At 53.4% G+C, this 26,155-nt stretch carries 25 protein-coding genes; 10 read left to right on the plus strand and 15 right to left on the minus strand.

The features are described 5' to 3' along the window. Nucleotides 1-38: 38 nt before the first annotated feature. The 4 genes from HV311_RS02550 to gltB all read right to left on the minus strand — a co-directional run bounded on the left by HV311_RS02550 (nucleotide 39) and on the right by gltB (nucleotide 8,636). Nucleotides 39-1,319 carry a cytosine deaminase gene (locus HV311_RS02550; RefSeq protein ID WP_191220681.1) on the minus strand — a complete coding sequence of 427 codons (1,281 nt, stop codon included), beginning with the start codon at nucleotides 1,317-1,319 and terminating at the stop codon, nucleotides 39-41. Further along, nucleotides 1,309-2,559, minus strand: coding sequence for a cytosine permease (gene codB / locus HV311_RS02555; RefSeq protein WP_016154697.1), 1,251 nt, complete (start codon nucleotides 2,557-2,559; stop codon nucleotides 1,309-1,311). The genes HV311_RS02550 and codB overlap by 11 nt, the downstream gene beginning before the upstream one ends. Before the next feature lie 185 nt (nucleotides 2,560-2,744). After that, nucleotides 2,745-4,163 (minus strand): glutamate synthase small subunit, encoded by a 1,419-nt coding sequence (locus HV311_RS02560; RefSeq protein ID WP_016154696.1) that lies wholly within the window; start codon nucleotides 4,161-4,163, stop codon nucleotides 2,745-2,747. Between the two features lie 12 nt (nucleotides 4,164-4,175). Beyond that, the gene (gene gltB, locus HV311_RS02565; RefSeq protein ID WP_049040924.1) at nucleotides 4,176-8,636 is read right to left on the minus strand and encodes a glutamate synthase large subunit; all 4,461 of its coding nucleotides are present in this window, start codon (nucleotides 8,634-8,636) and stop codon (nucleotides 4,176-4,178) included. Nucleotides 8,637-9,320: 684 nt separating this feature from the next. On the opposite strand from gltB, the gene HV311_RS02570 reads away from it, so the two are divergent. The 4 genes from HV311_RS02570 to mtgA all read left to right on the plus strand — a co-directional run bounded on the left by HV311_RS02570 (nucleotide 9,321) and on the right by mtgA (nucleotide 14,353). After that, nucleotides 9,321-10,250, plus strand: a complete 930-nt coding sequence (locus HV311_RS02570; protein ID WP_049040958.1) for a TIGR01212 family radical SAM protein — start codon at nucleotides 9,321-9,323, stop codon at nucleotides 10,248-10,250. A gap of 167 nt (nucleotides 10,251-10,417) precedes the next feature. Beyond that, nucleotides 10,418-12,754 (plus strand): aerobic respiration two-component sensor histidine kinase ArcB, encoded by a 2,337-nt coding sequence (gene arcB, locus HV311_RS02575; protein WP_016154693.1) that lies wholly within the window; start codon nucleotides 10,418-10,420, stop codon nucleotides 12,752-12,754. A 229-nt stretch (nucleotides 12,755-12,983) separates the two neighbouring features. Next, nucleotides 12,984-13,637, plus strand: a complete 654-nt coding sequence (elbB, locus tag HV311_RS02580; RefSeq protein WP_016154692.1) for an isoprenoid biosynthesis glyoxalase ElbB — start codon at nucleotides 12,984-12,986, stop codon at nucleotides 13,635-13,637. Next, nucleotides 13,634-14,353 carry a monofunctional biosynthetic peptidoglycan transglycosylase gene (mtgA, locus tag HV311_RS02585; RefSeq protein ID WP_016157575.1) on the plus strand — a complete coding sequence of 240 codons (720 nt, stop codon included), beginning with the start codon at nucleotides 13,634-13,636 and terminating at the stop codon, nucleotides 14,351-14,353. The genes elbB and mtgA overlap by 4 nt, the downstream gene beginning before the upstream one ends. 86 nt (nucleotides 14,354-14,439) lie before the next feature. Here the strand turns inward: mtgA and npr are convergent, their stop codons facing one another. From npr to HV311_RS02640, 11 genes are all read right to left on the minus strand, one after another. After that, nucleotides 14,440-14,712, minus strand: a complete 273-nt coding sequence (gene npr / locus HV311_RS02590) for a PTS phosphocarrier protein NPr (RefSeq protein WP_003828770.1) — start codon at nucleotides 14,710-14,712, stop codon at nucleotides 14,440-14,442. Further along, nucleotides 14,709-15,563 (minus strand): RNase adapter RapZ, encoded by an 855-nt coding sequence (gene rapZ / locus HV311_RS02595; RefSeq protein ID WP_003025085.1) that lies wholly within the window; start codon nucleotides 15,561-15,563, stop codon nucleotides 14,709-14,711. Before rapZ ends, npr begins: the two co-directional genes overlap by 4 nt. Before the next feature lie 45 nt (nucleotides 15,564-15,608). Continuing rightward, nucleotides 15,609-16,100, minus strand: a complete 492-nt coding sequence (gene ptsN, locus HV311_RS02600) for a PTS IIA-like nitrogen regulatory protein PtsN (RefSeq protein ID WP_016154690.1) — start codon at nucleotides 16,098-16,100, stop codon at nucleotides 15,609-15,611. Between the two features lie 83 nt (nucleotides 16,101-16,183). Then, nucleotides 16,184-16,471 (minus strand): ribosome hibernation promoting factor, encoded by a 288-nt coding sequence (gene hpf / locus HV311_RS02605; RefSeq protein WP_003025078.1) that lies wholly within the window; start codon nucleotides 16,469-16,471, stop codon nucleotides 16,184-16,186. 22 nt (nucleotides 16,472-16,493) lie between these two features. Continuing rightward, nucleotides 16,494-17,927: an RNA polymerase factor sigma-54 gene (gene rpoN / locus HV311_RS02610; protein WP_016154689.1), complete on the minus strand. Its 1,434-nt coding sequence runs from the start codon at nucleotides 17,925-17,927 to the stop codon at nucleotides 16,494-16,496. Between the two features lie 46 nt (nucleotides 17,928-17,973). Continuing rightward, nucleotides 17,974-18,699, minus strand: a complete 726-nt coding sequence (gene lptB / locus HV311_RS02615; protein ID WP_003025073.1) for an LPS export ABC transporter ATP-binding protein — start codon at nucleotides 18,697-18,699, stop codon at nucleotides 17,974-17,976. A gap of 6 nt (nucleotides 18,700-18,705) precedes the next feature. Continuing rightward, on the minus strand, nucleotides 18,706-19,254 hold the full coding sequence (gene lptA / locus HV311_RS02620; RefSeq protein WP_016154688.1) for a lipopolysaccharide ABC transporter substrate-binding protein LptA: 549 nt from the start codon (nucleotides 19,252-19,254) through the stop codon (nucleotides 18,706-18,708). Next, complete coding sequence (lptC, locus tag HV311_RS02625) at nucleotides 19,223-19,798, minus strand: LPS export ABC transporter periplasmic protein LptC (protein WP_047358522.1); 576 nt, start codon at nucleotides 19,796-19,798, stop codon at nucleotides 19,223-19,225. The genes lptA and lptC overlap by 32 nt, the downstream gene beginning before the upstream one ends. Further along, a complete protein-coding gene (gene kdsC / locus HV311_RS02630; protein WP_046276014.1) occupies nucleotides 19,795-20,361 on the minus strand; it encodes a 3-deoxy-manno-octulosonate-8-phosphatase KdsC in 567 nt (188 codons plus the stop codon). The genes lptC and kdsC overlap by 4 nt, the downstream gene beginning before the upstream one ends. Before the next feature lie 20 nt (nucleotides 20,362-20,381). Continuing rightward, nucleotides 20,382-21,368 carry an arabinose-5-phosphate isomerase KdsD gene (kdsD, locus tag HV311_RS02635; RefSeq protein ID WP_016154685.1) on the minus strand — a complete coding sequence of 329 codons (987 nt, stop codon included), beginning with the start codon at nucleotides 21,366-21,368 and terminating at the stop codon, nucleotides 20,382-20,384. Between the two features lie 13 nt (nucleotides 21,369-21,381). Continuing rightward, on the minus strand, nucleotides 21,382-22,359 hold the full coding sequence (locus tag HV311_RS02640) for a calcium/sodium antiporter (protein ID WP_016154684.1): 978 nt from the start codon (nucleotides 22,357-22,359) through the stop codon (nucleotides 21,382-21,384). Nucleotides 22,360-22,573: 214 nt separating this feature from the next. Between HV311_RS02640 and mlaF the strand changes: the two genes are divergently transcribed. From mlaF to ibaG, 6 genes are all read left to right on the plus strand, one after another. Continuing rightward, nucleotides 22,574-23,386, plus strand: a complete 813-nt coding sequence (gene mlaF, locus HV311_RS02645) for a phospholipid ABC transporter ATP-binding protein MlaF (RefSeq protein ID WP_016154683.1) — start codon at nucleotides 22,574-22,576, stop codon at nucleotides 23,384-23,386. Nucleotides 23,387-23,393: 7 nt separating this feature from the next. Then, complete coding sequence (gene mlaE, locus HV311_RS02650) at nucleotides 23,394-24,176, plus strand: lipid asymmetry maintenance ABC transporter permease subunit MlaE (protein WP_003025053.1); 783 nt, start codon at nucleotides 23,394-23,396, stop codon at nucleotides 24,174-24,176. 4 nt (nucleotides 24,177-24,180) lie between these two features. Then, on the plus strand, nucleotides 24,181-24,738 hold the full coding sequence (gene mlaD, locus HV311_RS02655) for an outer membrane lipid asymmetry maintenance protein MlaD (protein ID WP_016154682.1): 558 nt from the start codon (nucleotides 24,181-24,183) through the stop codon (nucleotides 24,736-24,738). An 18-nt stretch (nucleotides 24,739-24,756) separates the two neighbouring features. Then, nucleotides 24,757-25,392, plus strand: a complete 636-nt coding sequence (gene mlaC, locus HV311_RS02660) for a phospholipid-binding protein MlaC (protein WP_016154681.1) — start codon at nucleotides 24,757-24,759, stop codon at nucleotides 25,390-25,392. Then, the gene (mlaB, locus tag HV311_RS02665; RefSeq protein WP_191220682.1) at nucleotides 25,392-25,685 is read left to right on the plus strand and encodes a lipid asymmetry maintenance protein MlaB; all 294 of its coding nucleotides are present in this window, start codon (nucleotides 25,392-25,394) and stop codon (nucleotides 25,683-25,685) included. Before mlaC ends, mlaB begins: the two co-directional genes overlap by 1 nt. A gap of 169 nt (nucleotides 25,686-25,854) precedes the next feature. Further along, nucleotides 25,855-26,109, plus strand: coding sequence for a BolA family iron metabolism protein IbaG (ibaG, locus tag HV311_RS02670; protein ID WP_003025040.1), 255 nt, complete (start codon nucleotides 25,855-25,857; stop codon nucleotides 26,107-26,109). Nucleotides 26,110-26,155 lie beyond the last annotated feature (46 nt).

Here is a 26,155-nt window from a genome sequence, read left to right on the forward strand (position 1 = left end):
TGGCAAGGCTTGCGCCATCCGACACCGGATATTACAACCTAGCGCTTAAACGTCACCGCTTCCGGCTGCGTCAGATGCAGCGTCGTTTGGCTCGGCACAGTCTCGGCAATGATTCGCCCGTGACGAATGGAATAACGTGCAGGCGTCTGGCGACGAACCGCGTCAAATCCATTCTCTGCCGGTAAAATCACCAGGTTCGCGGAATTCCCTACGCTCAGACCGTAGTCCTGCAGGTGCAGGGTTTTCGCGCTGTGGGTGGTGATCAGATTCAGGCCATCGTTAATTTGTCCGTATCCCATCAGCTGACACACATGTAACCCCATGTGCAGTACCTGCAGCATATTCGCGGTGCCTAGCGGATACCACGGATCGAAGACATCATCATGGCCGAAGCAGACGTTGATCTCTGCCTCCAGCATCTCTTTGACGCGTGTGACGCCGCGGCGTTTAGGATACGTGTCAAAGCGCCCTTGCAGGTGAATATTCACCAGTGGATTCGCGACAAAGTTAATGCCGGACATTTTCAACAGGCGGAAAAGACGGGAAGCATACGCGCCGTTATAGGAGTGCATTGCCGTAGTATGGCTGGCGGTCACGCGCTCGCCCATATTGTCGCGATGGGCCAGCGCCGCGACGGTTTCAACAAAGCGTGATTGCTCATCGTCAATTTCGTCACAGTGCACGTCGATAAGTCTGTTGTATTTTTGCGCGAGGGCGAAAATTTTGTGCAACGACTCCACGCCATATTCACGCGTAAATTCAAAGTGGGGGATAGCGCCAATGACGTCGGCCCCCAAACGCACGGCTTCCTCTAATAACGCTTCACCGTTGGGATAAGAAAGAATGCCCTCTTGCGGGAACGCGACAATCTGTAGCTCTACCCACGGAGCGACTTCTTGCTTCACCTCCAGCATGGCTTTCAGCGCGGTCAGCGTTGGGTCGGAAACATCAACGTGAGTGCGGACATACTGGATGCCGTTGGCCATCTGCCACTTAAGAGTCTGCATGGCGCGCGCTTTGACGTCATCGTGAGTGAGCATTGCCTTACGTTCGGCCCAGCGCTCAATGCCTTCAAATAACGTACCAGACTGGTTCCAGCTCGGCTCCCCCGCGGTTTGCGTGGTATCCAGGTGGATATGTGGCTCTACGAACGGTGGGATTGCCAGGCCACCTTCGGCATCAAGCACTTCCCCCTGCGGCAACGTAGCGGCGTCTTGAGCCTCAATTCGGCTGAAACGTCCGTTTTCAACCGTGAGCTGCCACAATCCTTCGCATCCCTGTAAACGCGCCTGACGAATGGTGATGTTATTATTCTGCATGGCTGACCTCTGGTGATTTAGCAAGGCTGCGATTGAAAAGTGGGTTCAGCAGGATATAGCTGAATACGCCGCCGAGTACGGCGTTGACGGGCACGATACCGGGAATATAGTGACCGGCGGCAATGCCCAGTGCAACGGACAGGATAGCTATCCAGTTTACGGAAATAAATTGTGCTTTGCTGAAGTCGGCATATCGGCGATGGTTCAGCAGATAGTCGGCGATAATCACTCCACCAATTGGAGGAATCGCTGCCGACAAAAATGTCAGCCAACCGACAAAGTTATTGTAAAGCCACAGTGCGCACAGTGTGCCGATAATACCGTTAGCCACCGACAACGAACGGCTGGAAAGGCCGGTAATATTGGCAAATCCCAAACCTGAAGCGTAGAGCGCATTGTCGTTGGTGGTCCAGATATTCAGGCCGAGCACCACAATCGCGGGCAGCAGCAGGCCCTGAGCAATCATCACGTCAGAGATGTCCGCCTGTCCAACAGCGGCGGCACCCGCAGCGCCGAAGATAAACATCAACGAGTTGCCAAGGAAAAATGCCACCATGGCAATCAGTACCGCACCTTTGGCGTTGCGGCCAAAGCGGACAAAGTCGGCGGTTAACGTGCCTGCGCTGATAAATGAGCCGACCACCAGCGCCAGTGCGGTGGAGAAATTCAGCGGTGTCTGCGGCACTATCGCTTTTAAATGGTCTAAACCGCCGACATCGCTCACCGCCAGCCAGACGGAGTAGCTGCCAAGAACGACGATGGCAGGTACGGCGATGATAGATAAAACGGTCAGCGCCGAGATGCCAAAAAAGATAGTCAGGGTCATCAACAGACCGGAAACCGCAATCAGAACATTGACGTCAATCCCCGTCGCTTTGCCAACCGGGATAGCAAACATGGCCACACCAACGCCAAACCAGCCTACCTGTGTACCGCCTAAGAGCAGTGAGGGAAGCCATGAACCTTTCAAACCAAATGAGTAACGTGCCAGAAGGTGGGTTGAGAGCCCTGTTTTTGCGCCGATAAAACCGAGAAATGCAGTGTAAATACCGAGGAGAAGATTACCGAAGAGAACTGCCAGGAAGAAATCATTATAGGAAAGACCGGTACCGAGTGTGCCACCGGTCCACATACTGGCGGAAAAAAATGTGAGTCCCAACATGACAAACGTTAGTGGAATCACGCCCTTCCGCGCCGCCAGAGGGACGGGGCCCTGGCTATAATTGTTGTCCTGCGACACAACGCCTCCATGAATTTTGCCCAAAAAATCCGCCGCATAATATACAGTTCTCAGAATAAAGCAAACGTTTCCGTATGTTTTTTTAGTTCTCTTTCACGGTGTTGATAGAGGGGAGGGGGCAGGGGTATTGCGAGGAATCTGGCATCTCATCAGCGTTTGAAGATGAGATGCCAGAGGACGCTTACTTACACTTCCAGGTAGTTCAGGATACCGTCTGCCGCTTTACGACCTTCGGCAATCGCGGTGACTACAAGATCCGAACCACGCACGATATCGCCACCAGCGAAGATTTTTGGATTGCTGGTCTGGAAGGCGTTATCGCTGCGTTCCGGAGCAATAATACGGCCCTGAGAATCCAGCTCGACGCTGTGCTCTTTCAGCCACTCCATGCTGTGCGGGCGGAAGCCAAACGCCAGTACCACCGCATCAGCTGGAACAACGTGCTCGGAACCAGCGACGATCTCCGCGCGGCGACGACCCTTCGCATCCGGTTCGCCCATTTCGGTGCGCGCCATTTTCACGCCGCACACTTTACCGTTGGCATTCACTTCCACGCCTAAAGGCTGGACGTTGAACTGGAACTCGACGCCTTCTTCACGCGCGTTTTTCACCTCGCGTTTGGAACCCGGCATGTTCTCTTCGTCGCGGCGATAGGCGCAGATTACGTGTGCCGCGTTCTGGCGAACCGAGGTCCGCACGCAGTCCATCGCGGTATCGCCACCGCCGAGAACAACGACGCGTTTGCCTTCCATGCTGATGTACGGCTCGTCACTGCTTTCGCCGAATCCCATCAACTGTTTGGTATTGGCGATCAGGAACGGCAGGGCATCAAATACGCCGGAAGCGTCTTCGTTTTCCAGCCCACCGCGCATCGACTGATAGGTACCTACGCCAAGGAACACGGCATCGTAATCCTTCAGCAGATCGTTGAGCTGCACGTCGCGGCCCACTTCCACGTTTAGTTTGAACTCAATACCCATACCGGTGAAGATTTCACGGCGACGGGTCATGACCTCTTTCTCCAGCTTGAACGCCGGGATCCCGAAGGTCAGCAGACCGCCGATTTCCGGGTGGCGGTCAAATACCACCGCCTTCACGCCGTTGCGGGTCAGCACATCAGCACAGGCCAGGCCCGCCGGACCTGCACCGATGATCGCCACGCGCTTGTCCGTCTGGCGAACGCCAGTCATATCCGGACGCCAGCCCATCTCGAACGCTTTATCGTTGATATAGCGCTCGATGTTGCCGATAGTCACCGCACCGAACTCATCGTTTAGCGTGCAGGATCCTTCACAAAGACGATCCTGCGGGCACACTCGACCACACACTTCCGGCAGAGTGTTAGTCTGGTGCGACAGTTCTGCCGCTTCAAAAATACGTCCCTCATTCGCCAGCTTAAGCCAGTTCGGGATGTAGTTATGTACCGGGCACTTCCACTCGCAGTACGGGTTGCCGCAGGAAAGACAGCGATCTGCCTGTGCTTTGGCCTGGCCTTCGGAAAACGGCTCGTAGATCTCGATAAATTCGATCTTACGGATCTTCAGCGGTTTCTTCGGTGGATCAACGCGCTGCAGGTCGATAAATTGGTATACGTTCTGACTCATTGCTGCTACCCCTTACTGCGCCTGCACACGCAGCTCTGCTGCGCTACGACTACGGTGACCCAACAGTGCTTTCACATCACTGGATTTCGGTTTTACCAGCGCGAATTTCGCCGAGAATGCTGGCCAGTTCGCCAGGATCTCTTCGCCGTGTGAAGAACCGGTATGTTGTACGTGCTCGGTAATCAGGCCGCGCAGGTGTTCCTCATGAATAGCCAGCGAGTCCACGCTCAGTACTTCTACCAGTTCCGGGTTCACGCGTTTGCGGAATTCACCGTCTTCGTCGAGCACGTAGGCGAATCCGCCGGTCATGCCTGCACCGAAGTTGACGCCGGTTTTGCCGAGAATACACACGATGCCGCCGGTCATATATTCACAGCCGTTGTCGCCAATACCTTCAACCACGGTAATAGCGCCGGAGTTACGCACCGCAAAACGCTCACCCGCACGACCCGCAGCAAACAGGCGGCCACCGGTAGCACCATACAGGCAGGTGTTACCAATGATGCTCGCCTCATGGCTACGGAAAGCAGAGCCAACCGGAGGACGCACTGCCAGCAGGCCGCCCGCCATGCCTTTACCGACATAGTCGTTGGCATCGCCGGTCAGATACAGCTCCACGCCGCCCGCGTTCCACACGCCGAAGCTCTGGCCTGCGGTACCGCTGAAGTGCGCTTTAATCGGGTCAGATGCCAGCCCCTGATCGCCATGCGTCTGAGCGATATAGCCCGACAGCGATGCGCCGACGGAACGGTCGGTGTTGCGGATATCGAACCAGAAGGTTTTGCTCTGGCGCTCATCGACAAACGGTTTCGCCTGCTGTAACAGCTGGGCGTTCAGCACGCCGTTATCAAACGGCGGATTGTTTTCAGTGCAATGCAGCGCTTTACCTGGATGCGGTTCAGCGGTTTCCAGCAGACGAGACAGCTCCAGCTTCTGCTGCTTGGCGGTAAACCCTTCCAGCTCTTTGAGCAGGTCGGTACGACCAATCAGATCCACCAGACGTTTCACGCCCAGTTGCGCCATCAGCTCGCGGGTTTCGCGGGCGATAAATTCAAAGTAGTTAGTCACTTTGAACGGCAGACCGTGATAGTGGTTCTTACGCAGTTTGTCATCCTGAGTTGCCACGCCGGTTGCGCAGTTGTTCAGATGGCAAATACGCAGGTATTTACAGCCCAGCGCGACCATGGGGCCGGTGCCGAAACCGAAGCTTTCTGCACCCAAAATTGCCGCTTTAATGATATCGACGCCGGTTTTCAGACCGCCATCGACCTGCAGACGGATCTTGTGACGCAGACCGTTAGCCACCAGTGCCTGCTGGGTTTCCACCAGACCGAGTTCCCACGGGCAGCCCGCATACTTCACGGAGGAGAGCGGACTTGCACCGGTACCGCCATCGTAGCCGGCAATGGTAATCAGGTCCGCATAGGCTTTCGCAACGCCGGTGGCAATAGTGCCGACGCCTGGTTCGGAAACCAGCTTCACCGAGATCATCGCTTTCGGGTTGACCTGTTTCAGGTCGAAAATCAGCTGCGCTAAGTCCTCGATAGAGTAGATATCGTGGTGCGGCGGTGGGGAGATCAGCGTCACGCCCGGCACCGAATAACGCAGTTTGGCGATGTACGGGGTGACTTTATCACCCGGTAACTGACCGCCTTCGCCCGGCTTCGCGCCTTGAGCGACTTTAATCTGAATGACATCAGCATTGACCAGGTACGCTGGGGTTACGCCAAAGCGACCGGAAGCCACCTGCTTAATGCGCGACACCTTGTTAGTGCCGTAGCGCGCCGGATCTTCGCCGCCTTCACCGGAGTTCGAGTTACCGCCGATGCTGTTCATGGCTTCGGCCAGCGCCTCGTGTGCTTCCGGGCTTAATGCCCCGATAGACATCGCTGCGGTATCAAAGCGTTTAAACAGTTCGGTTGCGGGTTCTACTTCGCTAATGCTTACGGCTTCATCGCCAGGTGTAATCGCCAGCAGATCGCGCAGCGTGGCCGCCGGACGCTCATTGACCAGCTTTGCATATTCCTGATAGTCGCTGTACTCGCCGCTTTGTACTGCCTGTTGCAGCGTGCGCACCACGTCCGGGTTGTAGGCGTGGTATTCGCCGCCGTGAACGTACTTCAGCAAACCGCCCTGGCTGATAGGCTTACGCGCCAGCCAGGCATGTTTGGAGAGGTTCAGCAGATCCTGCTGGAAGTCGGTAAAACCCGCGCCGCTGATGCGACTGACCACGCCCTGGAAGCATAAAGCCACAACATCATCGTGCAGACCAACGGCTTCAAACAGCTTCGAGCAGCGGTAAGAGGCGATGGTCGAGATGCCCATTTTGGACATGATTTTGTACAGACCCTTGTTGATGCCGTTACGGTAGTTCAGCATCACGGTCCGGTAATCTTTGGCAATCGCCTGAGTGTCGATCAGACGTCCCAGCGTTTCATACGCCAGATACGGATAAATGGCCGTCGCGCCAAAACCGAGCAGAACGGCAAAATGGTGCGGGTCACGGGCGCTGGCGGTTTCAACGATGATGTTGGCATCGCAACGCAGGCTTTGTTCTACCAGACGTGTTTGTACTGCGCCAACGGCCATCGGTGCCGGAACCGGCAAGCGGTTTTTTGCGATATTACGGTCAGAGAGCACCAGTAGCACTGTGCCGTTACGCACCATCTGTTCAGCCTTATCGCACAATGCCTTGACGGTCTCTTCGAGCGTGGTTTCAGTCACGTCGAAGGTGATATCCAGTCGGTCAGCGCGATAATGCTCCTCTTTCATGGTGGTGAGCTGGGTGAAATCGGAGTACAGCAGGATCGGCGACTTAAAGCTCAGACGGTGCGCCTGACCTTCGGCTTCGCAGAAGACGTTCATCTCACGACCGATGCTGGTGGCCAGCGACATGACGTGCGCTTCACGCAGCGGGTCGATCGGCGGGTTGGTGACCTGGGCAAACTGCTGGCGGAAGTAGTCATAAATGATGCGCGGCTGGCTGGAGAGCACGGCAAACGGGGTATCATCGCCCATTGAACCGACCGCTTCCTGACCATTTTCACCGAGCACGCGGATAACGGAATCCAGCTCTTCAGCGCTGTAGTTAAACTGTTTCTGGTAGCTGGCGAGGGTGTCATCGTCCAGTTCACGGCTGCCGACCTGATCGTCAGCCAGGTCTTCGAAAGGCACCAGACGGCGGACGTTCTTCTCCATCCACTCTTTGTAGGGGTGGCGGCTTTTCAGATCGTCATCGGTTTCAGCCGAATGCAGAATGCGCCCGCTGCGGGTATCGATAACCATCAGCTCCCCTGGGCCGACGCGACCTTTCTCAACCACTTCATCCGGCTGATAATCCCAGATCCCGACTTCAGAAGCGCAGGTAATCAGCTTGTCTTTGGTGATGACGTAGCGCGCCGGACGCAGGCCGTTGCGGTCAAGGTTACAGGCGGCAAAGCGACCGTCGGACATAACGATACCCGCCGGACCATCCCACGGCTCCATGTGCATGGAGTTAAAGTCGAAGAACGCGCGCAGCTCCGGGTCCATATCCGGGTTGTTCTGCCAGGCCGGCGGCACCAGTAGACGCATGGCGCGGATGATATCCATCCCGCCCGCCAGCAGCAGTTCCAGCATGTTATCCATCGAGCTGGAGTCGGAGCCGGTTTCGTTAACGAACGGTGCGGCGTCGTGCAGATCAGGGATCAGCGGCGTCTGGAATTTATAGGTACGAGCGCGCGCCCACTGGCGGTTGCCGGTGATGGTGTTGATTTCACCATTGTGCGCCAGGTAGCGAAACGGTTGCGCCAGCGGCCAGCGTGGTACGGTGTTGGTGGAGAAGCGCTGGTGGAACAGGCAGATGGCCGATTCCAGACGCAGGTCCGCCAGGTCCAGGTAAAAGCGCGGCAGATCCGCCGGCATACACAGACCTTTATAGATATTGACCAGGTTCGACAAGCTACAGACGTAGAAGTCTTTATCTTCCTGGAGGCGTTTTTCGATACGACGGCGCGCGATGAACAGGCGACGCTCCATATCACGCGGACGCCAGCCCGCAGGGGCATTAACAAAAATTTGCTCGATACGAGGCAGGGAGGAGAGCGCAATTTCACCGAGAACACCTTCGTTAGTCGGCACGTCGCGCCAGCCGACAATCGACAGGGTCTCCTGCTGTAATTCTTCTTCTACAATGCGACGAGAAGCCGCTGCCAGCTCAGCGTCTTTATTTAAAAAGATCATGCCGACGGCGTAGTTTTTGGCTAAACGCCAGCCGCGCTCTTGCGCTACGATGCGGAAAAAGCGGTCAGGTTTTTGTAACAGCAGGCCGCAACCATCGCCGGTTTTTCCATCGGCAAGAATTGCGCCACGGTGCTGCATGCGGGCCAGTGCGTGTATGGCGGTACGCACTACCTTGTGGCTAGGTTCGCCTTCTATGTGGGCGATCAGGCCGAAACCACAGTTATCCCTCTCAAGGGATTTATCGTACAACATATCAGTGAACCTCCCCAGGCTCTGCGGGATTCCCATCTGGACCGTTGCGCACGGGCACACCAAGAGCATGGCGACGGGGTTTGCGTGTCATACGCTTACCTCGCATTCGCCCTCTTTATCCTTTTCGCACAGGTCAAACAAGTTTGAGGACTTGCTTCAGAGGGAATCTCAATTACTGCATAAATATGATGAGCAGACTGCTCATCCAGAAAGCTTCCAGCGGATTTCCAAGTTATCGGGAATCCACACACAGGTCAAATGGCAATCTTATTTATGCAAAAATGTGCTATTGGGCAATTAACTTTATGAAAATATTGAAATAAAAGGGTTTTATACATTGATATAACCTGAGGAGGATGCCCTGGGAAGTGTGATCTGTCTCACTGTAAGAGAGGCCGGATATCTCTCGTCCTCCCTTTGTTTATCGATATACTTGGCATTTTATGCTGGTTTTTAGAGTTTTGGCGTCTTAAAGATACTGTTTTTACGCTGAGAGTATAAGAAGATAAAAAAAACAGCTGGATATAAGGAAAAGTAATTATATTTTGAGTGAATGTAATTTCGATTATTTTGATTTGTTATGCAATAAATAAAGGCTCGCCAGGGCGATTGATCCTGGTCATCGCCGACTGGGGCAAAAAATGGCAGGCTTTGGCCTCTTTTCAAGGCGCGGTCTACCAGATTATGCAGTTACAGAAATTAGTCAATATGTTTGGTGGGGATCTTTCTCGCCGTTATGGGCAAAAGGTTCATAAACTCACGCTGCACGGCGGATTTAGCTGTCCAAACCGTGATGGCACCATCGGACGCGGCGGATGTACTTTCTGTAATGTCGCCTCGTTTGCCGATGAAGCACAGCAGCACCATTCAATTGCCGAGCAGCTTGAGCATCAGGCTCAGTTGGTCAATCGCGCCAGACGCTATCTGGCCTATTTCCAGGCTTATACCAGCACCTTCGCGGAAGTACAGGTGCTGCGCTCGATGTATCAACAGGCGGTCAGCCAGGCCAACATCGTCGGGTTATGCGTTGGGACGCGCCCCGACTGCGTGCCGGATGCGGTACTCGATCTGCTTTGTGAGTATAAAGACCTCGGCTATGAGGTATGGCTGGAGCTCGGTCTGCAAACTGCGCATGACAAAACTCTGCACCGGATTAACCGCGGCCATGATTTTGCCTGCTATCAGAACACCACGCGGCTGGCGCGCGAGCGCGGGCTGAAAGTGTGCTCACACCTGATTGTTGGTCTGCCGGGAGAAGGACAGGCAGACTGTCTGCAAACCATGGAACGTGTGGTGGAGACGGGCGTTGACGGTATTAAGCTGCATCCGCTGCATATTGTGAAAGGCAGTACGATGGCAAAGGCCTGGGAAGCTGGACGGCTGAACGGAATTGAACTGGACGACTACACGGTTACCGCAGGGGAGATGATCCGCCATACGCCGCCAGAGGTGATTTATCATCGAATCTCTGCCAGCGCGCGTCGCCCAATGTTGTTGGCTCCGCTATGGTGTGAAAACCGCTGGACCGGGATGGTCGAACTGGATCGCTATCTCAATGCTCATGGTGTTCAAGGCTCTGCGCTTGGCACTCCGTGGATTCAGCCTGGGAGCTAACCATCCGGCAATCTGCGCCTGCTTGCCTGATGACGCTACGCTTATCAGGCCCACGTTGAATCTCTCCTCGGTCATTTCACCGATAACCTCCGCATTTCTTGCACAATCTTCAACGTCACGCTGAGAATTGAGTATTATTGTGCCAAGTTGTCGTGAAGGAACCCTCTATGAAGCAAATCCGTATGCTGGCGCAATATTACGTCGACCTGATGATGAAATTGGGTCTGGTGCGCTTTTCGCTGTTATTGGCGCTGGCGCTGGTCGTGTTGGCGATTGTGGTGCAGATGGCTGTCACCATGGTGCTGCATGGCCAGGTAGAAAGCATTGATGTTATCCGCTCTATCTTTTTTGGTCTGTTAATTACCCCCTGGGCCGTCTATTTTCTGTCAGTGGTGGTGGAGCAACTGGAAGAGTCCCGGCAACGCTTGTCACGACTGGTACAAAAGCTGGAAGAGATGCGCGAGCGCGATCTCAAGCTCAATGTGCAGTTGAAAGATAATATTGCCCAGCTTAATCAGGAAATTGTTGAGCGCGAAAAAGCCGAAGCGGAGCGCCAGGATACGTTCGAGCAGTTGAAGGTTGAAATCAAAGAGCGCGAAGAAGCGCAGATTCAGCTTGAGCAGCAGTCTTCCTTTTTACGCTCTTTCCTTGATGCCTCGCCGGATCTGGTTTTTTATCGTAATGAAGATAAAGAATTTTCCGGCTGTAACCGTGCCATGGAACTGCTGACCGGCAAGAGCGAAAAGCAGTTGGTGAATTTAAAACCGGCTGATGTTTACTCCCCTGAGGCGGCAGAAAAGGTCATTGAAACCGACGAGAAGGTGTTCCGTCATAACGTCTCGCTCACCTACGAACAGTGGCTAGACTATCCGGACGGGCGCAAAGCCTGCTTTGAAATTCGCAAAGTACCTTACTATGACCGCGTAGGTAAGCGGCATGGTCTGATGGGTTTTGGGCGCGATATTACCGAGCGTAAGCGTTATCAGGACGCGTTAGAGCGCGCCAGCCGCGATAAGACCACCTTCATTTCTACCATCAGCCACGAACTGCGCACCCCGCTTAACGGCATTGTCGGCTTAAGCCGGATCCTGCTGGATACGGATCTGACCGCTGAGCAGGAAAAATACCTGAAAACAATCCACGTCTCTGCCGTGACGCTGGGAAATATTTTCAACGATATTATCGACATGGATAAGATGGAGCGACGTAAAGTTCAGCTCGATAACCAGCCGATCGATTTCACCAGCTTTATGGCGGATCTGGAAAACCTCTCTGGCCTGCAGGCGCAGCAAAAAGGGCTGCGTTTTGTGCTTGAGCCGACGTTACCACTACCGCATAAGGTCATTACCGACGGCACGCGTTTGCGCCAGATTCTGTGGAATCTGATCAGCAACGCCGTGAAGTTTACCCAGCAGGGACAGGTAACCGTGCGGGCGCGCTATGACCAGGGGAATATACTGCATTTCGAAGTTGAAGATTCCGGGATCGGTATTCCGCAGGATGAGCAAGATAAAATCTTCGCCATGTATTATCAGGTTAAGGACAGCAATGGCGGCAAACCGGCAACGGGAACCGGGATTGGACTGGCCGTATCGAAGCGTCTGGCGAAAAACATGGGCGGCGATATTACGGTCTCCAGCCAGGCTGGCAAAGGCTCCATCTTTACGCTGACCGTGCATGCGCCTGCGGTAGCGGAAGAGATTGAAGACGCCTTTGAAGACGACGACATGCCGCTGCCAGCCCTGAATGTGCTGCTGGTGGAAGATATCGAACTGAACGTTATTGTCGCGCGTTCAGTGCTGGAAAAACTGGGCAACAGCGTGGATGTCGCCATGACCGGGAAAGCCGCGCTGGAAATGTTCACGCCGGGCGAATATGACCTGGTGTTGCTGGATATTCAGCTACCGGATATGACCGGTCTGGATATCTCGCGCGAGCTGACGCAAAAATACGCCCGTGAGGACCTGCCGCCGCTGGTTGCGCTTACCGCCAACGTTCTGAAAGATAAAAAAGAGTATCTGGACGCGGGAATGGACGACGTGCTGAGTAAGCCGCTGTCGGTTCCGGCGTTAACCGCCATGATCAAAAAATACTGGGATACCCGAAACAAAGAGGAGAGCACTGTGACATCTGAAGAGAGCAGTAAATCGCAAGCGCTGTTAGATATTCCTATGTTGGAACAATACCTCGAGCTGGTGGGACCGAAGTTAATAACCGACGGGCTGGCGGTGTTTGAGAAGATGATGCCGGGATATTTGAGCGTGCTGGAGTCTAATCTGACCGCACGGGATAAAAAAGGCGTTGTTGAGGAAGGCCATAAAATTAAAGGCGCGGCAGGTTCCGTGGGGCTGCGCCATCTGCAACAGTTAGGTCAGCAAATCCAGTCGCCAGACCTTCCAGCCTGGGAAGATAATGTTGCTGAATGGATTGAAGAGATGAAGCAGGAGTGGCAGCACGACGTGGCGGTATTGAAGGCCTGGGTGGCGAGCGTGGAAAAAAAATGACCCCGGCTTGACCGGGGTGCGCGAATACTGCGCCAACACCAGGGAAATCGTGGCTGCGCCGTAAATTATTATCATTGTTTACAAGGGCGCAGCCCTAATTTTCAGGCCGCACGCAGTTAAGATAGCAAATCTTAAATAATTTGTTACATGAATCAGTTAAATGTGTGAAGCGTAGCATTTAAATCATAATAACTAATATGTTTCAGCCAGTTGAGAAAGGAGTATCACGATGAAAAAAGTGGGTGTAGTGCTCAGCGGATGCGGCGTGTATGACGGCGCAGAGATCCATGAAACTGTTCTCACGCTTCTGGCGATTGCCCGCAACGGCGCTCAGGCCGTCTGTTTCGCACCGGATAAACAACAAGCGGATGTGATTAATCATCTGACCGGCGAGCCGATGCAGGAAACGCGTAATGTGCTGATTGAAGCCGCCCGTATAACACGCGGTGATATTCGCCCACTTGCTCAGGCAGTCTCAACGGAACTGGATGCGTTGATCGTGCCAGGCGGGTTTGGCGCGGCTAAAAATCTGAGCAATTTTGCCAGCCAGGGCAGTGAGTGCCGGGTTGATAGCGACTTAGCTGCGCTGGCGGTGGCTATGCATCAGGCGGGTAAGCCGCTGGGATTTATGTGCATTGCGCCTGCCATGTTACCTAAAATTTTTGACTTTCCGCTGCGTCTGACCATCGGTACTGATATTGATACGGCAGAGGTGCTGGAAGAGATGGGCGCAGAACATGTGCCTTGTCCGGTTGATGACATTGTCGTTGATGAAGACAACAAAATTGTCACTACTCCCGCCTATATGCTGGCGCAGGACATCGCTCAGGCCGCGAGTGGTATCGATAAACTGGTATCACGTGTGCTGGTGCTGGCTGAATGAGAAAAGGAGTTACCGCCTTTCTGCGACGTATCTTTCTGCGGGCGGTCGTTGTCCTCGCCGTATTTTGGGGCGGGGGCATCGCACTTTTCAGCGTGATGCCAGTCCCTTTCTCTGCCGTGATGGTCGAGCGGCAACTGAGCGCATGGCTGTCCGGTGATTTCGGTTATGTGGCGCACTCAGACTGGGTGAGCATGGATGAGATCTCACCGTGGATGGGACTGGCGGTGATCGCCGCGGAGGACCAGAAGTTTCCCGAGCACTGGGGATTCGATGTTTCCGCCATAGAGAAAGCGCTGGCGCACAACGAACGTAATGAAAACCGTATTCGCGGGGCGTCGACGTTATCGCAACAGACGGCAAAAAACCTCTTTCTGTGGGATGGACGTAGCTGGGTGCGTAAAGGTCTCGAAGCCGGGCTAACGCTGGGTATGGAAACCGTCTGGAGCAAGAAGCGTATTCTGACCGTTTACCTGAATATTGCTGAGTTTGGTGATGGGGTTTTCGGCGTGGAGGCAGCGGCGCAGCGCTATTTCCATAAGCCAGCCAGTCGGCTGAGTCTGTCTGAAGCGGCCTTGCTGGCGGCGGTATTACCCAATCCTTTGCGTTTTAAAGCGAATGCGCCTTCTGGTTATGTACGTAGCCGTCAGGCGTGGATTATGCGCCAAATGCGCCAGCTAGGCGGTGAGTCGTTTATGCGGGAAAATAAGCTGTATTAACGGGTTTATTGCCGGATACGGATCCGGCCTACGGGAGTGAGACGTTGCCGTGTAGGCCTGATGAGCGCAGCGCTTCAGGTACTCGACTAATCTTCATCAAACCCTGAATTAAACAGGGCAATCACCGCTGCCAGGGCTTCCACTTCCTGTGGACCCGTGGCTTCAACTTCTATCTGACGCCCTTTGGCGGAATCCAGCATCAGCAGAGCGATAACACTGTTTGCCTCGGCTTCCGTTCCTTCATCATTACGCAGCAAAACTTCTGCTTCAAAACCCTGCATCAATTCAAACAGTTTCATGGCTGGGCGAGCATGCATACCCAGCTTATTCGTGATTTCAACGGTTTGCTTCACGGTCATGATTTACGTTTTTCCAGCGTACGATGGCGTGACTGTACGTTTTTACCGCGTGAGCGGAAGTAGTCTGCCAGCTGCTCTGCAATATACACCGAACGGTGTTTCCCGCCGGTACAGCCGATAGCTACGGTGAGGTAGCTGCGGTTGTTGGTCTCCAGCATGGGTAACCATAGCTCAAGATAGCTGCGAGTCTGGTAGATAAAATTGTGTACTTCTGTGTGCCTGTCAAGGAAGGCGGCAACGGGGCGGTCAAGACCGGTCATCGGGCGCAGCTTCGGATCCCAGTGCGGGTTAGGCAGGAAGCGCACGTCAAAGACGTAATCCGCATCAATTGGGATACCGTGTTTGAAACCAAAGGATTCGAATACCATCGTCAATTCGCGTTCACGCTTGCCCAGCAGGCGAGTACGCAACATTTCCGCCAGTTCGTGCACGGACATTTCGGAGGTATCCACGATCAGGTCAGCACGAGAGCGCAGAGGCTCCAGCAAATCGCTTTCCTTATCGATAGCGCTCTCCAGAGATAAGTTCTTGCTGGAAAGAGGATGCAGGCGACGCGTGTCGCTGTAGCGGCGAATCAGGGTGTTACGATCGGCGTCAAGGAACAGCAACTGTGGTGAGAAGCCTTCAGGCAGATTGTTCATTGCCTGCTCGAAAATCTCTGGGGACTCAGGCATGTTGCGCACATCAATGCTGACGGCCGCAGAAATCTGGCGATCGGCCAGAGTACGAGCCAGATCGGGCAACAGCACTACGGGAAGGTTATCCACGCAGTAAAAACCCATATCTTCCAGCGCTCGCAGGGCGACAGATTTTCCTGACCCCGAACGACCGCTGACGATCATCAGTACCATGTACTGTTTCTCCTCACAACGACAAAAAAGGATGCCATTGGGTTGTTATGCTTCATCCAGTCCACCTTCGGTGTCCGTGATGATTTGATACAACTCCTGGTCACTCTGTGCTGCGCGCAGGCGGCGGCAGATGGTTTTATCGGCCAGACGTTTGGCGACCAGCGACAACGTATGCAAATGCGTCTTGGTTTGGTCTGCCGGAACCAGCAGGGCGAAAAGCAGATCGACGGGTTGATTATCAATGGCGTCGAAAGCAATTGGCGTTTCAAGTTGCACAAACACGCCAACTGCGCGCATCGTGTCTTCTTCCAGCTTTCCGTGCGGGATAGCAATTCCATTACCGATGCCGGTACTGCCCATTTTTTCACGCGTCAGAATGGCTTCAAATACCACCTGAGAGGGCAAGCTGAGCTGTTTTGCCGCCAGTTCGCTGATGATTTCCAGCGCGCGTTTCTTGCTTTGGCAGTGAACGCCAGCGCGTGTACATTCCTGGTTAAGAACATTGCTCAGTTGTAGAGTCGTATCGTTATTTGTCATAATTTCACCTAAGCGCTAACTGTACAAATGGCCCGTTGTGCTACACAACAGGCCGTCCTGCACCCGCTAACTGCCCGGACAAGTTAGTGCTGTTTCAGTTTATCTTTATGTTTTGTTAACTGCCGAGCCAGTTTATCAATTAAACCGTCAATGGCGGCGTACATATCCTGACCTTCCGCGCTGGCATGAATTTCGCCACCGTTCACATGCAGTGTTGCATCCGAGATATGTGTCACCTTCTCCACTTTCAACACAATATAGACCTGATTAATCCGGTCGAAATATTGTTCTAGCTTGGCGAATTTTGTATTAACAAAATCGCGTAAGGCTTCAGTGATTTCGACGTTGTTTCCAGTGATGTTGAGCTGCATAGTGTCTTCCTTATCGGTTGGGTCAGACCAGCTGTTTGCGCTGGTTTGACGGCGGAATGGATAAAGACTCTCGGTACTTCGCAACAGTGCGGCGTGCCACCATGATACCCTGTTCTGACAGCATAGAGGTTAACTTGCTGTCACTCAGCGGTTTCGCGGGGTTTTCCGCAGCAATTAATTTCTTCACCAGTGCACGTATAGCTGTGGATGAGGCTTCGCCTCCGCCTTCAGTGTTAACGTGACTGGAAAAGAAATACTTCAATTCAAAAATGCCGCGCGGACTGTGCAGATACTTTTGCGTGGTCACTCGGGAAATGGTCGATTCGTGCATCTCGACGGCCTGGGCGATATCCGCCAGCACCATCGGTTTCATAAACTCTTCGCCTTGATCAAAGAAGGCTTGCTGCTGTTCAACGATACAGCGACTGACGCGCAGCAGCGTATCATTGCGACTTTCCAGGCTTTTAATCAGCCACTTTGCATCCTGCAGATTGCTACGAATAAACTGGCTGTCAGCGTCGTTGCGCGCGCTGTTGCACATGGCGGCGTAGTGCTGGTTAATCTGCAACCGTGGAATGCTGTCGCCGTTGAGTTCGACCACCCAGCGATCGTTATGCTTACGCACCAGTACATCCGGAATAACGTATTCTGGCTCCCCGGTCTGGATAGACTGCCCAGGTCTGGGGTCCAGGGACTGAATAAGATTGACGGCTTCTTTCAGCACATCTTCTTTCAGCCGGGTTACGCGCATCAGCGTGCGGAAGTCATGGTTGGCTAACAGATCGAGGTGATCGCTGATGATCAGGCGCGCTTCTTCCAGCCACGGCGTGGCTTTATCAAACTGGGAAAGTTGGATCAATAAGCAGTCGCGGAGATCTTTGGCCGCCACGCCCACGGGATCAAAACGCTGAATGCGTTTAAGCACGGCTTCGATTTCGTCCATGCCGACGTCGTCATCGCCCATGCTTTCGAGAATATCGTCCAGGGTTACGGTGAGATAACCGGTTTCGTCTACCGCATCAACAATGGATGTCGCAATTGCGCGATCGGTATCCGAGAACGGGGTCAGCTCCACTTGCCACATCAGGTAATCCTGCAGCGATTGCGTGGTCTCACCCTGATACACAGGCAGTTCGTCGTCGATGTAATCCCCGCTGGTGCCAGAAGGCGTACCGGCGGTGTAAATTTCATCCCAACTGGCGTCAAGCGGCAGCTCCTCTGGCATCTCTTTTTGTTCGAGAGCATCTGCGGTGTCGAGGGATTCGCTGTCCTGTTTTTCCTGGGTATCAATTTCGTCGTGAAGATCGGTTTGCTCGAGCAGTGGATTACTTTCCAGCGCTTGCTGAAGTTCTTGCTGAAGTTCCAGCGTGGACAGCTGCAACAGACGGATAGCCTGTTGTAGCTGAGGCGTCATCGCCAGTTGTTGGCTAAGCCTGAGTTGCAAACCTTGCTTCATGTTCAGAGTTGTTCTCTCCTGCGGTGACGTGAAGTCTTCTACCCTATCAGAGTCTGAAGTCTTCCCCAAGGTATACGCGTTTAACGTGCTCATCCTGCAGTATTTCTGTTGGCGTGCCATGCGCGATCAGGTGGCCCTGACTCACGATGTAGGCGCGCTCACACACTGCCAGCGTTTCGCGAACGTTATGGTCGGTAATCAGCACCCCAAGCCCGCTGTCGCGCAGGTGTTCGATGATCCGTTTGATATCAATAACGGAAATCGGGTCAACACCGGCAAACGGTTCATCCAGCAGGATAAATTTCGGATTCGCGGCCAGTGCGCGGGCGATCTCCACGCGGCGTCGTTCACCACCGGAGAGCGACTGTCCCATGCTGTCACGCAGGTGTTCGATGTGGAACTCTTCCATCAGCTCGTTGGCGCGATCTTCCCGCTGCTCGCTGGTAAGATCGTCACGAATTTGCAGCACCGCCATCAGGTTATCAAACACGCTCAGGCGACGGAAAATAGACGCTTCCTGCGGCAAGTAGCCGATGCCGCGACGCGCGCGCGCATGCAGAGGCAGCAGGCTGATGTCTTCGTCATCAATGATAATGTTGCCCGCATCACGTGGGACAATGCCGACCACCATGTAAAAGGTCGTTGTCTTGCCCGCACCGTTAGGACCGAGCAGACCGACGATCTCCCCGGAGTTGACGGTCAGACTGACATCTTCCACCACACGGCGGCCCTTATAGGCTTTTGCAAGGTTCTTTGCAGTTAATGTTGCCATAACGAATCAGTTACCTTTTTTCTCTGCCGGAGCCTTGTTTTTGTCCTGCAACTGCGACGGTACCAGAACGGTGGTGACGCGTTTGCCTTTATCGCTGAAGGCCTGCATTTTCTGCTCTTTCACCAGATAGGTGATCTTATCGCCCGTGATGTTGCTATCGAGCTGTTCCAGGTAAGCCTTACCGGTGAGAACGACGAAGTCTTTCGCCAGTTCATAATGCATGTGTGAGGCGTGGCCTTTAACCGGTTTACCGTTGTCCTGCATCTGGTAAAAGGTTGCAGGATTACCGTAGCCATCAATGACTTCTTTACCGTCTTCACCGCCAGGGCGGGTTACGACGACTTTATCGGCGTTAATTTTGATGGTGCCCTGAGTCACAATCACATTGCCAGTAAAGGTCACCACGTTGCCTTGCATATCAAGAGACTGCTGGTCCGACTCAATGTGAATCGGCTGCTCGGTATCGCCGGTAACGGCGAATGCCGGGATGCTGGCGGCCAGAAGTGCGCTGGCAAGCACAAGATTAAGGCTGAGTTTGTTTGTTTTGGATTTCATATGAGGTTCTAACCTTTTCAATCAGCTCGGCGTTCTTGCTGCGTAAGTTGCCGCGCATCTTCAGTCCGCTGGAGTTAAATGTTGTGCCATATAACGTGACGAGATCATCGGAAGTGACGTCTTGTGTCACCAGGTTAATCTGTGCGTTATCGGTCGTCATTCTGCGTAGTTGAGAGTCGGGCACCAGGGCGTTGACCTCAACATGGCCGTACAGATATAGCATCCGATCGTTGGTCAATTTGGCTTTATCAGCCTTGATCGTCCAGGTCGGTACTTTATCCTTATCAAATGTGGTTAATACCGGTTGAGTAAACCACGAAACCGCTTGTTCCGAATAATATTCAACGTTTTGCGCGATCAAGTGATAGCTCAGTGCGCCTTCGGGACTATACACAACGGTATCAGTATGTTCGCTCTTATAGGTTGGCTCGTTATTATTTACGACGACCTCAGCGGTGTCGTCTTTGTCTGCCAGATTAATACCAATCATCACAAGGACAGCCAGCGACAGTAGAATGATAACCCAACGTCTGGTTTTGCTCATATCGATTGCCCTTTGGCCTCGTCCAGTTTGCCCTGCGCCAGGAGTAATAAATCGCAGACTTCGCGTACCGCGCCGCGTCCCCCATCGATGCGGGTGACATAATCAGCCCGCGGGATCAGCAAAGGATGAGCATCCGCCACCGCCACGCTTAATCCCACTTGTGCCATCACCGGCCAGTCGATCAGATCATCGCCAACGTACGCAACATTTTCAGGAGCGATCGCCAGTTTGCTAAGGAGATCGTTAAAGGCGACCAGTTTGTCTGACTGCCCTTGATACAAATGCGTGATCCCCAATGTGGCACAGCGATCTTCTACAAGTTTAGCCTTTCGTCCGGTAATAATGGCAACCTCGATACCGGAAGTGAGCGCACAGCGAATTCCGTAACCATCGCGGACGTTAAAAGCCTTCAGCTCTTCACCGTTGTTGCCCATATAAATCAGACCATCAGACAGTACGCCATCCACATCCAGGATCAGCAAACGGATGTTCTCTGCCCGGGTGATAACGTCTGTGCTGACGGGTCCATAACAGGTCGCAAGCGACGCACCTGCTTTACTCATTTTCTTTATCCTTGAGTTTCTTACACTACACCTGCACGCAGCAGATCATGCATATGTAACACACCAAGTAACCGGTCGCCATCAGCAACCATTACCGAGGTGATATGGCGGGACTGCATTAAGTTCAGGGCATCGACGGCAAGAATGCCCGGACGCACGCGAATGCCGCCAGGGGTCATCACATCGGCAATGCCTAACTGGCGAACATCAACGCCCATATCGAAGACGCGACGTAAATCGCCATCGGTGAAAATACCGTCAATCTTCATGTCATCATCGCAAATGACGGTCATGCCGAGATTTTTACGCGTGATCTCAAGTAAGGCGTCACGCAGGCTGGCGCTTTTAGTCACATGCGGGATCTCATCGCCCGTATGCATAATATCGTTAACGCGCAGTAAAAGCTTACGGCCTAGTGCGCCACCGGGATGAGATAACGCAAAATCTTCCGCGGTAAAGCCACGCGCTTTTAATAATGCCACGGCTAGCGCATCGCCCATCACCAGCGTTGCGGTCGTGCTGCTGGTCGGCGCCAGGCCTAACGGGCAAGCTTCCTTGGGCACTTTAACACACAGATGCACATCTGCCGCACGCGCCATGCTGCTTTCCGGACGACCGGTCATGCAGATAAGCGGTACATGAAGGCGTTTTAACACCGGGATTAACGCCGCTATCTCATTGGATTCACCGGAGTTAGAGATGGCGATGACTACATCCTGCGGCGAGACCATGCCCAGATCGCCATGTGCGGCTTCGCCTGGATGCACGAAAAATGAGGGGGTGCCGGTGCTGGCAAATGTGGCTGCCATTTTCCGCCCGATATGTCCAGATTTCCCCATCCCCATCACTACAACTTTGCCCGGGCAGCTGAATATTTTCTCGCAGGCGAGAGTAAAATTTTGGTTGATGTACTGATCAAGCTCCGCCAGGCCTTCACGTTCAATTGCTAGGACTTCCTTGCCTGCTTGCTGAAAGTCAAAACCCGGTTGCAACTCTAAGTGCGACATAATGCGTTTCCAGTTATCCAACGAGAAGTGGCGATAACCAATACAGCATCGCCAGCCATATGATAAAACCGCCGGTCAGCAGCGCTCCCGCGCCGCGACCAATCTGGCGCGGACGTCGCCAGCAGAGTAGTGCAAAAATTACGCTCACCAGCAGCATGACGCTATAGTCACGGGTGAAGGCCATCGGATTAACTTCACCCGGCGTAATCAGCGCCGGCAGTCCGAGGACGATAACAATATTAAAAATGTTCGCGCCGATGATGTTGCCGACGGCAATATCGTTTTCGCCTTTACGCAGACCCGCAATTGCCGTTGCCAGCTCCGGCAGGCTGGTACCAATGGCGACAACCGTCAGCCCGATGGTGAGTTCGCTCATGGCGAAGTAGTTCGCCAGTACGGTTGCGTTATCTACCACCATACGCGTTGCCATTGGCATAATAATTAGCGCAATACCCAACCACAAAAAGGCGACCGGTAATCCACCTTCGCGCGGCAGTTCCGCGATCTGCTCGCGGGTCAGGCTGTCGTTACCTTGTCGCTCAGCCAGACGGGCGATTTTAACAATGAATAACAGCCATAGCACGGCCAGAAGCAGAAGAAAGAAACCATCGCTGCGACTCAATTGCCCGTCATACAGGACCGATGCGGCTAAGATGCTTACCAGCAACATTAGCGGTAATTCACGACGCAGAACATCAGAATGCACGGTAAAAGGATGAATCAGCGCCGACAGGCCTAAAATAAGCAGAATGTTGGTAATGTTAGAGCCGATGGCGGTACCGACGGCTAAATCAAGCTGCCCGTTCATCGATGCGGCAACGGAGACAATTATCTCGGGTAACGATGTACCAATGCTGACCACGGTCATCCCGATGATAATGGGGGGAATACCGAAGTTTCGACATAAAATGGATGCGGCAAATACCAGTCGGTCGGCACCGTAGACCACCAGAAGTAAACCAATTATTAACAGCGCCGTCGCTAAAAGCATCTAAAGTCCTTTCTTCAGGTATACTCGCCGGTCCACTTGAAGGATTTCTGGAAGCCGTCACGAATTCTTAATTTTGACTTTATGCGGCTAAAAAGTAAAACAAATGCCAGCTTTCGCTAACCAGGACAGGTAATAATCTGTAAATATGTTGGGTTCAGGGCTAAATTGAGCGCCAAGCTCTTCGATCAACGAGGCAATAGTAAAGGATGAATCAATGGGTCAGTCTGTGGCGAATCTAATCGATATGCGCGATGTCAGCTTTTCCCGAGGCGACCGCTGCATCTTTGATAATATTTCCCTGACGGTGCCGCGTGGTAAGGTGACGGCGATCATGGGGCCATCAGGCATCGGCAAAACGACGCTGTTGCGTCTGATCGGCGGACAAATCTCCCCGGATAAGGGCGAGATCCTGTTTGACGGCGAAAATGTCCCGGCCATGTCCCGTTCGCGTTTATTTACCGTGCGTAAGCGCATGAGCATGCTATTCCAGTCTGGTGCGCTGTTTACTGATATGAATGTGTTTGACAACGTTGCATACCCGTTGCGCGAGCATACAACGCTGCCTGCGCCGCTGCTGAAAAGCACGGTAATGATGAAGCTCGAGGCCGTTGGTCTGCGGGGCGCGGCAAAATTAATGCCTTCTGAATTATCCGGTGGGATGGCGCGTCGTGCAGCGTTAGCACGTGCTATCGCGCTGGAGCCAGACCTTATTATGTTTGATGAGCCGTTCGTCGGCCAGGATCCCATCACCATGGGCGTGCTGGTGAAGCTGATTTCTGAACTGAACAGCGCGCTGGGCGTCACCTGCGTGGTGGTTTCCCATGATGTGCCAGAAGTGCTGAGTATTGCGGATTACGCCTATATTATGGCGGACAAAAAAATAGTGGCCTACGGTAGTGCTCAGGCGCTGCAAGAAAATGCCGATCCGCGTGTGCGTCAGTTCCTCGATGGCATTGCCGATGGACCGGTTCCGTTCCGTTACCCGGCGGGCGACTACCACATCGATTTACTCAAAACAGGGAGTTAAGCCACCCATGTTGTTAAATGCGCTGGCATCACTCGGACATCGGGGAATAAAAACCCTCAGGACGTTCGGGCGAGCCGGATTAATGTTGTTCAATGCAGTTGTCGGCAAGCCGGAGTTTCGCAAACATGCGCCGCTGCTGATACGCCAGCTCTATAATGTCGGTGTCTTATCGATGCTGATCATTATTGTTTCTGGCGTGTTCATCGGCATGGTGCTGGGGTTGCAGGGATACCTGGTGCTGACGACCTACAGTGCGGAAACCAGCCTCGGTATGCTGGTGGCGCTGTCATTGCTACGTGAGCTGGGGCCGGTGGTTGCGGCGCTGTTGTTTGCCGGGCGGGCCGGATCGGCCTTAACCGCAGAGATTGGCCTGATGCGGGCGACCGAGCAGCTTTCCAGCCTGGAAATGATGGCCGTCGATCCACTGCGCCGAGTGATCTCCCCGCGTTTTTGGGCCGGTGTCATTTCATTGCCGCTGCTGACGATTATATTTGTCGCGGTGGGGATCTGGGGTGGGTCGTTGGTTGGCGTAAGCTGGAAAGGTATTGATGCAGGCTTTTTCTGGTCGGCTATGCAAAATGCCGTCGACTGGCGTCTGGATCTGGTCAACTGCCTGATTAAGAGCGTGGTTTTTGCCATTACGGTCACCTGGATTGCATTGTTCAATGGTTATGATGCTATCCCGACCTCTGCCGGGATTAGCCGGGCAACGACACGCACCGTAGTGCACGCCTCTCTTGCCGTTCTGGGGCTGGATTTTGTGCTGACCGCACTGATGTTTGGGAATTGAGTTCATGCAAACGAAAAAAAATGAAATTTGGGTCGGGTTATTCCTGCTGGTTGCGCTGCTGGCCGCGCTGTTTGTCTGCCTGAAGGCGGCGAACGTCACCTCAATGCGTACTGAACCGACTTATACGATTTATGCGACCTTTGATAATATCGGCGGTCTGAGAGAGCGCTCTCCGGTGCGGATTGGCGGGGTCGTGGTAGGACGCGTATCGGACATCTCGTTAGATCAGAAAACGTACCTGCCGCGCGTGACGCTGGAAATTGAATCGCGTTTTAACCATATTCCTGACACCAGTTCTCTGAGCATCCGTACTTCCGGTCTGTTGGGCGAACAGTATCTGGCATTGAACGTAGGTTTTGAAGATCCTGAGCTGGGAACGTCTATCCTCAAAGATGGCGGTACGATTCAGGACACGAAATCTGCGATGGTGCTGGAAGATATGATTGGTCAGTTCCTTTACAACAGCAACAGTAAAGGTGATGACAATAAGAATTCTGGCGATGCGCCAGCCGCAACTGAAGGCAATAATGAAGCCACTACGCCTGCGGGCGCAACGAAATAATCTCAGGAGAATCGACGTATGTTTAAACGATTGATGATGGTGGCTATGCTGGTGATTGCTCCACTTAGCGCGGCAACCGCAGCGGACCAGACGAACCCGTACAAACTGATGGATGAGGCGGCGCAGAAGACGTTTGACCGTCTGAAGAACGAGCAACCTAAAATCCGTTCCAACCCGGATTACCTGCGTCAGGTAGTCGATCAGGAACTGCTGCCTTACGTGCAGGTTAAGTATGCAGGCGCACTGGTACTGGGCCGCTACTACAAAGATGCGACCCCGGCTCAGCGTGACGCCTATTTCGCCGCATTCCGTGAATATCTGAAGCAGGCTTACGGTCAGGCGCTGGCGATGTACCACGGCCAGACCTATCAGATTGCCCCTGAGCAGCCGCTGGGTGATGCGACCATCGTGCCTATCCGCGTAACCATCATCGATCCAAACGGTCGTCCTCCGGTACGTCTGGATTTCCAGTGGCGTAAAAATTCCCAGACGGGTAACTGGCAGGCGTATGACATGATTGCTGAAGGCGTAAGTATGATCACCACCAAACAGAATGAGTGGAGCGACCTGCTGCGTACGAAAGGTATTGATGGCCTGACGGCACAGCTGAAATCTATTTCTCAGCAGAAAATCACGCTGGAAGAGAAAAAATAATGACGCAGTCACTCACCTGGATGCGTGAAGGCGACAAGCTGGTGCTGGTGGGAGAGCTGGATCAGGACGTGTTAAACCCATTATGGGATGCGCGAGTTGAGGCGATGAAAGGGGTATCTTGCATCGACCTGAACCAGATTTCCCGGGTGGATACCGGTGGTCTGGCATTACTGCTGCACCTGATTAATGAGGGCAAGCAGCAGGGGAACAGCGTTTCGCTCGCTGGCGTTAACGATAAAGTGTACACGCTGGCGCAGCTTTACAATTTGCCTGAAGACGTTCTTCCGCGTTAATTTTTGTAGGCCGGATAAGGTCTTGTGCCGCCATCCGGCAAATCTTCTGCGGGGGATCTGCCACTAAAGCCTTGTCTGATTTATCAGCGGGGCTTTTTGCTTATTTATGACAGCGCCACTTTGCTCTAAGATGTTGGGCTGTTTTCACTATCTGACGAATGAAGAGCCCATGGAAAATAATGAAATTCAGAGCGTGCTGATGAATGCACTCTCCCTCCAGGAAGTCCACGTTTCTGGCGACGGCAGTCACTTTCAGGTTATTGCCGTGGGTGAGATGTTTGAAGGCATGAGCCGGGTCAAGAAACAGCAATCGGTCTATGGCCCGTTGATGGAGTACATTGCGGACAACCGCATTCATGCCGTGTCGATTAAGGCGTTTACTCCAGCGGAATGGGCGCGCGATCGCAAACTTAACGGTTTTTGAGCTACGGGTGATATGCCGGTAGCGAAGATAAATTCTTAACAGAGAA

It is taken from the genome of Citrobacter sp. RHBSTW-00881 (assembly GCF_013728515.1).
GTDB lineage: Bacteria > Pseudomonadota > Gammaproteobacteria > Enterobacterales > Enterobacteriaceae > Citrobacter > Citrobacter braakii.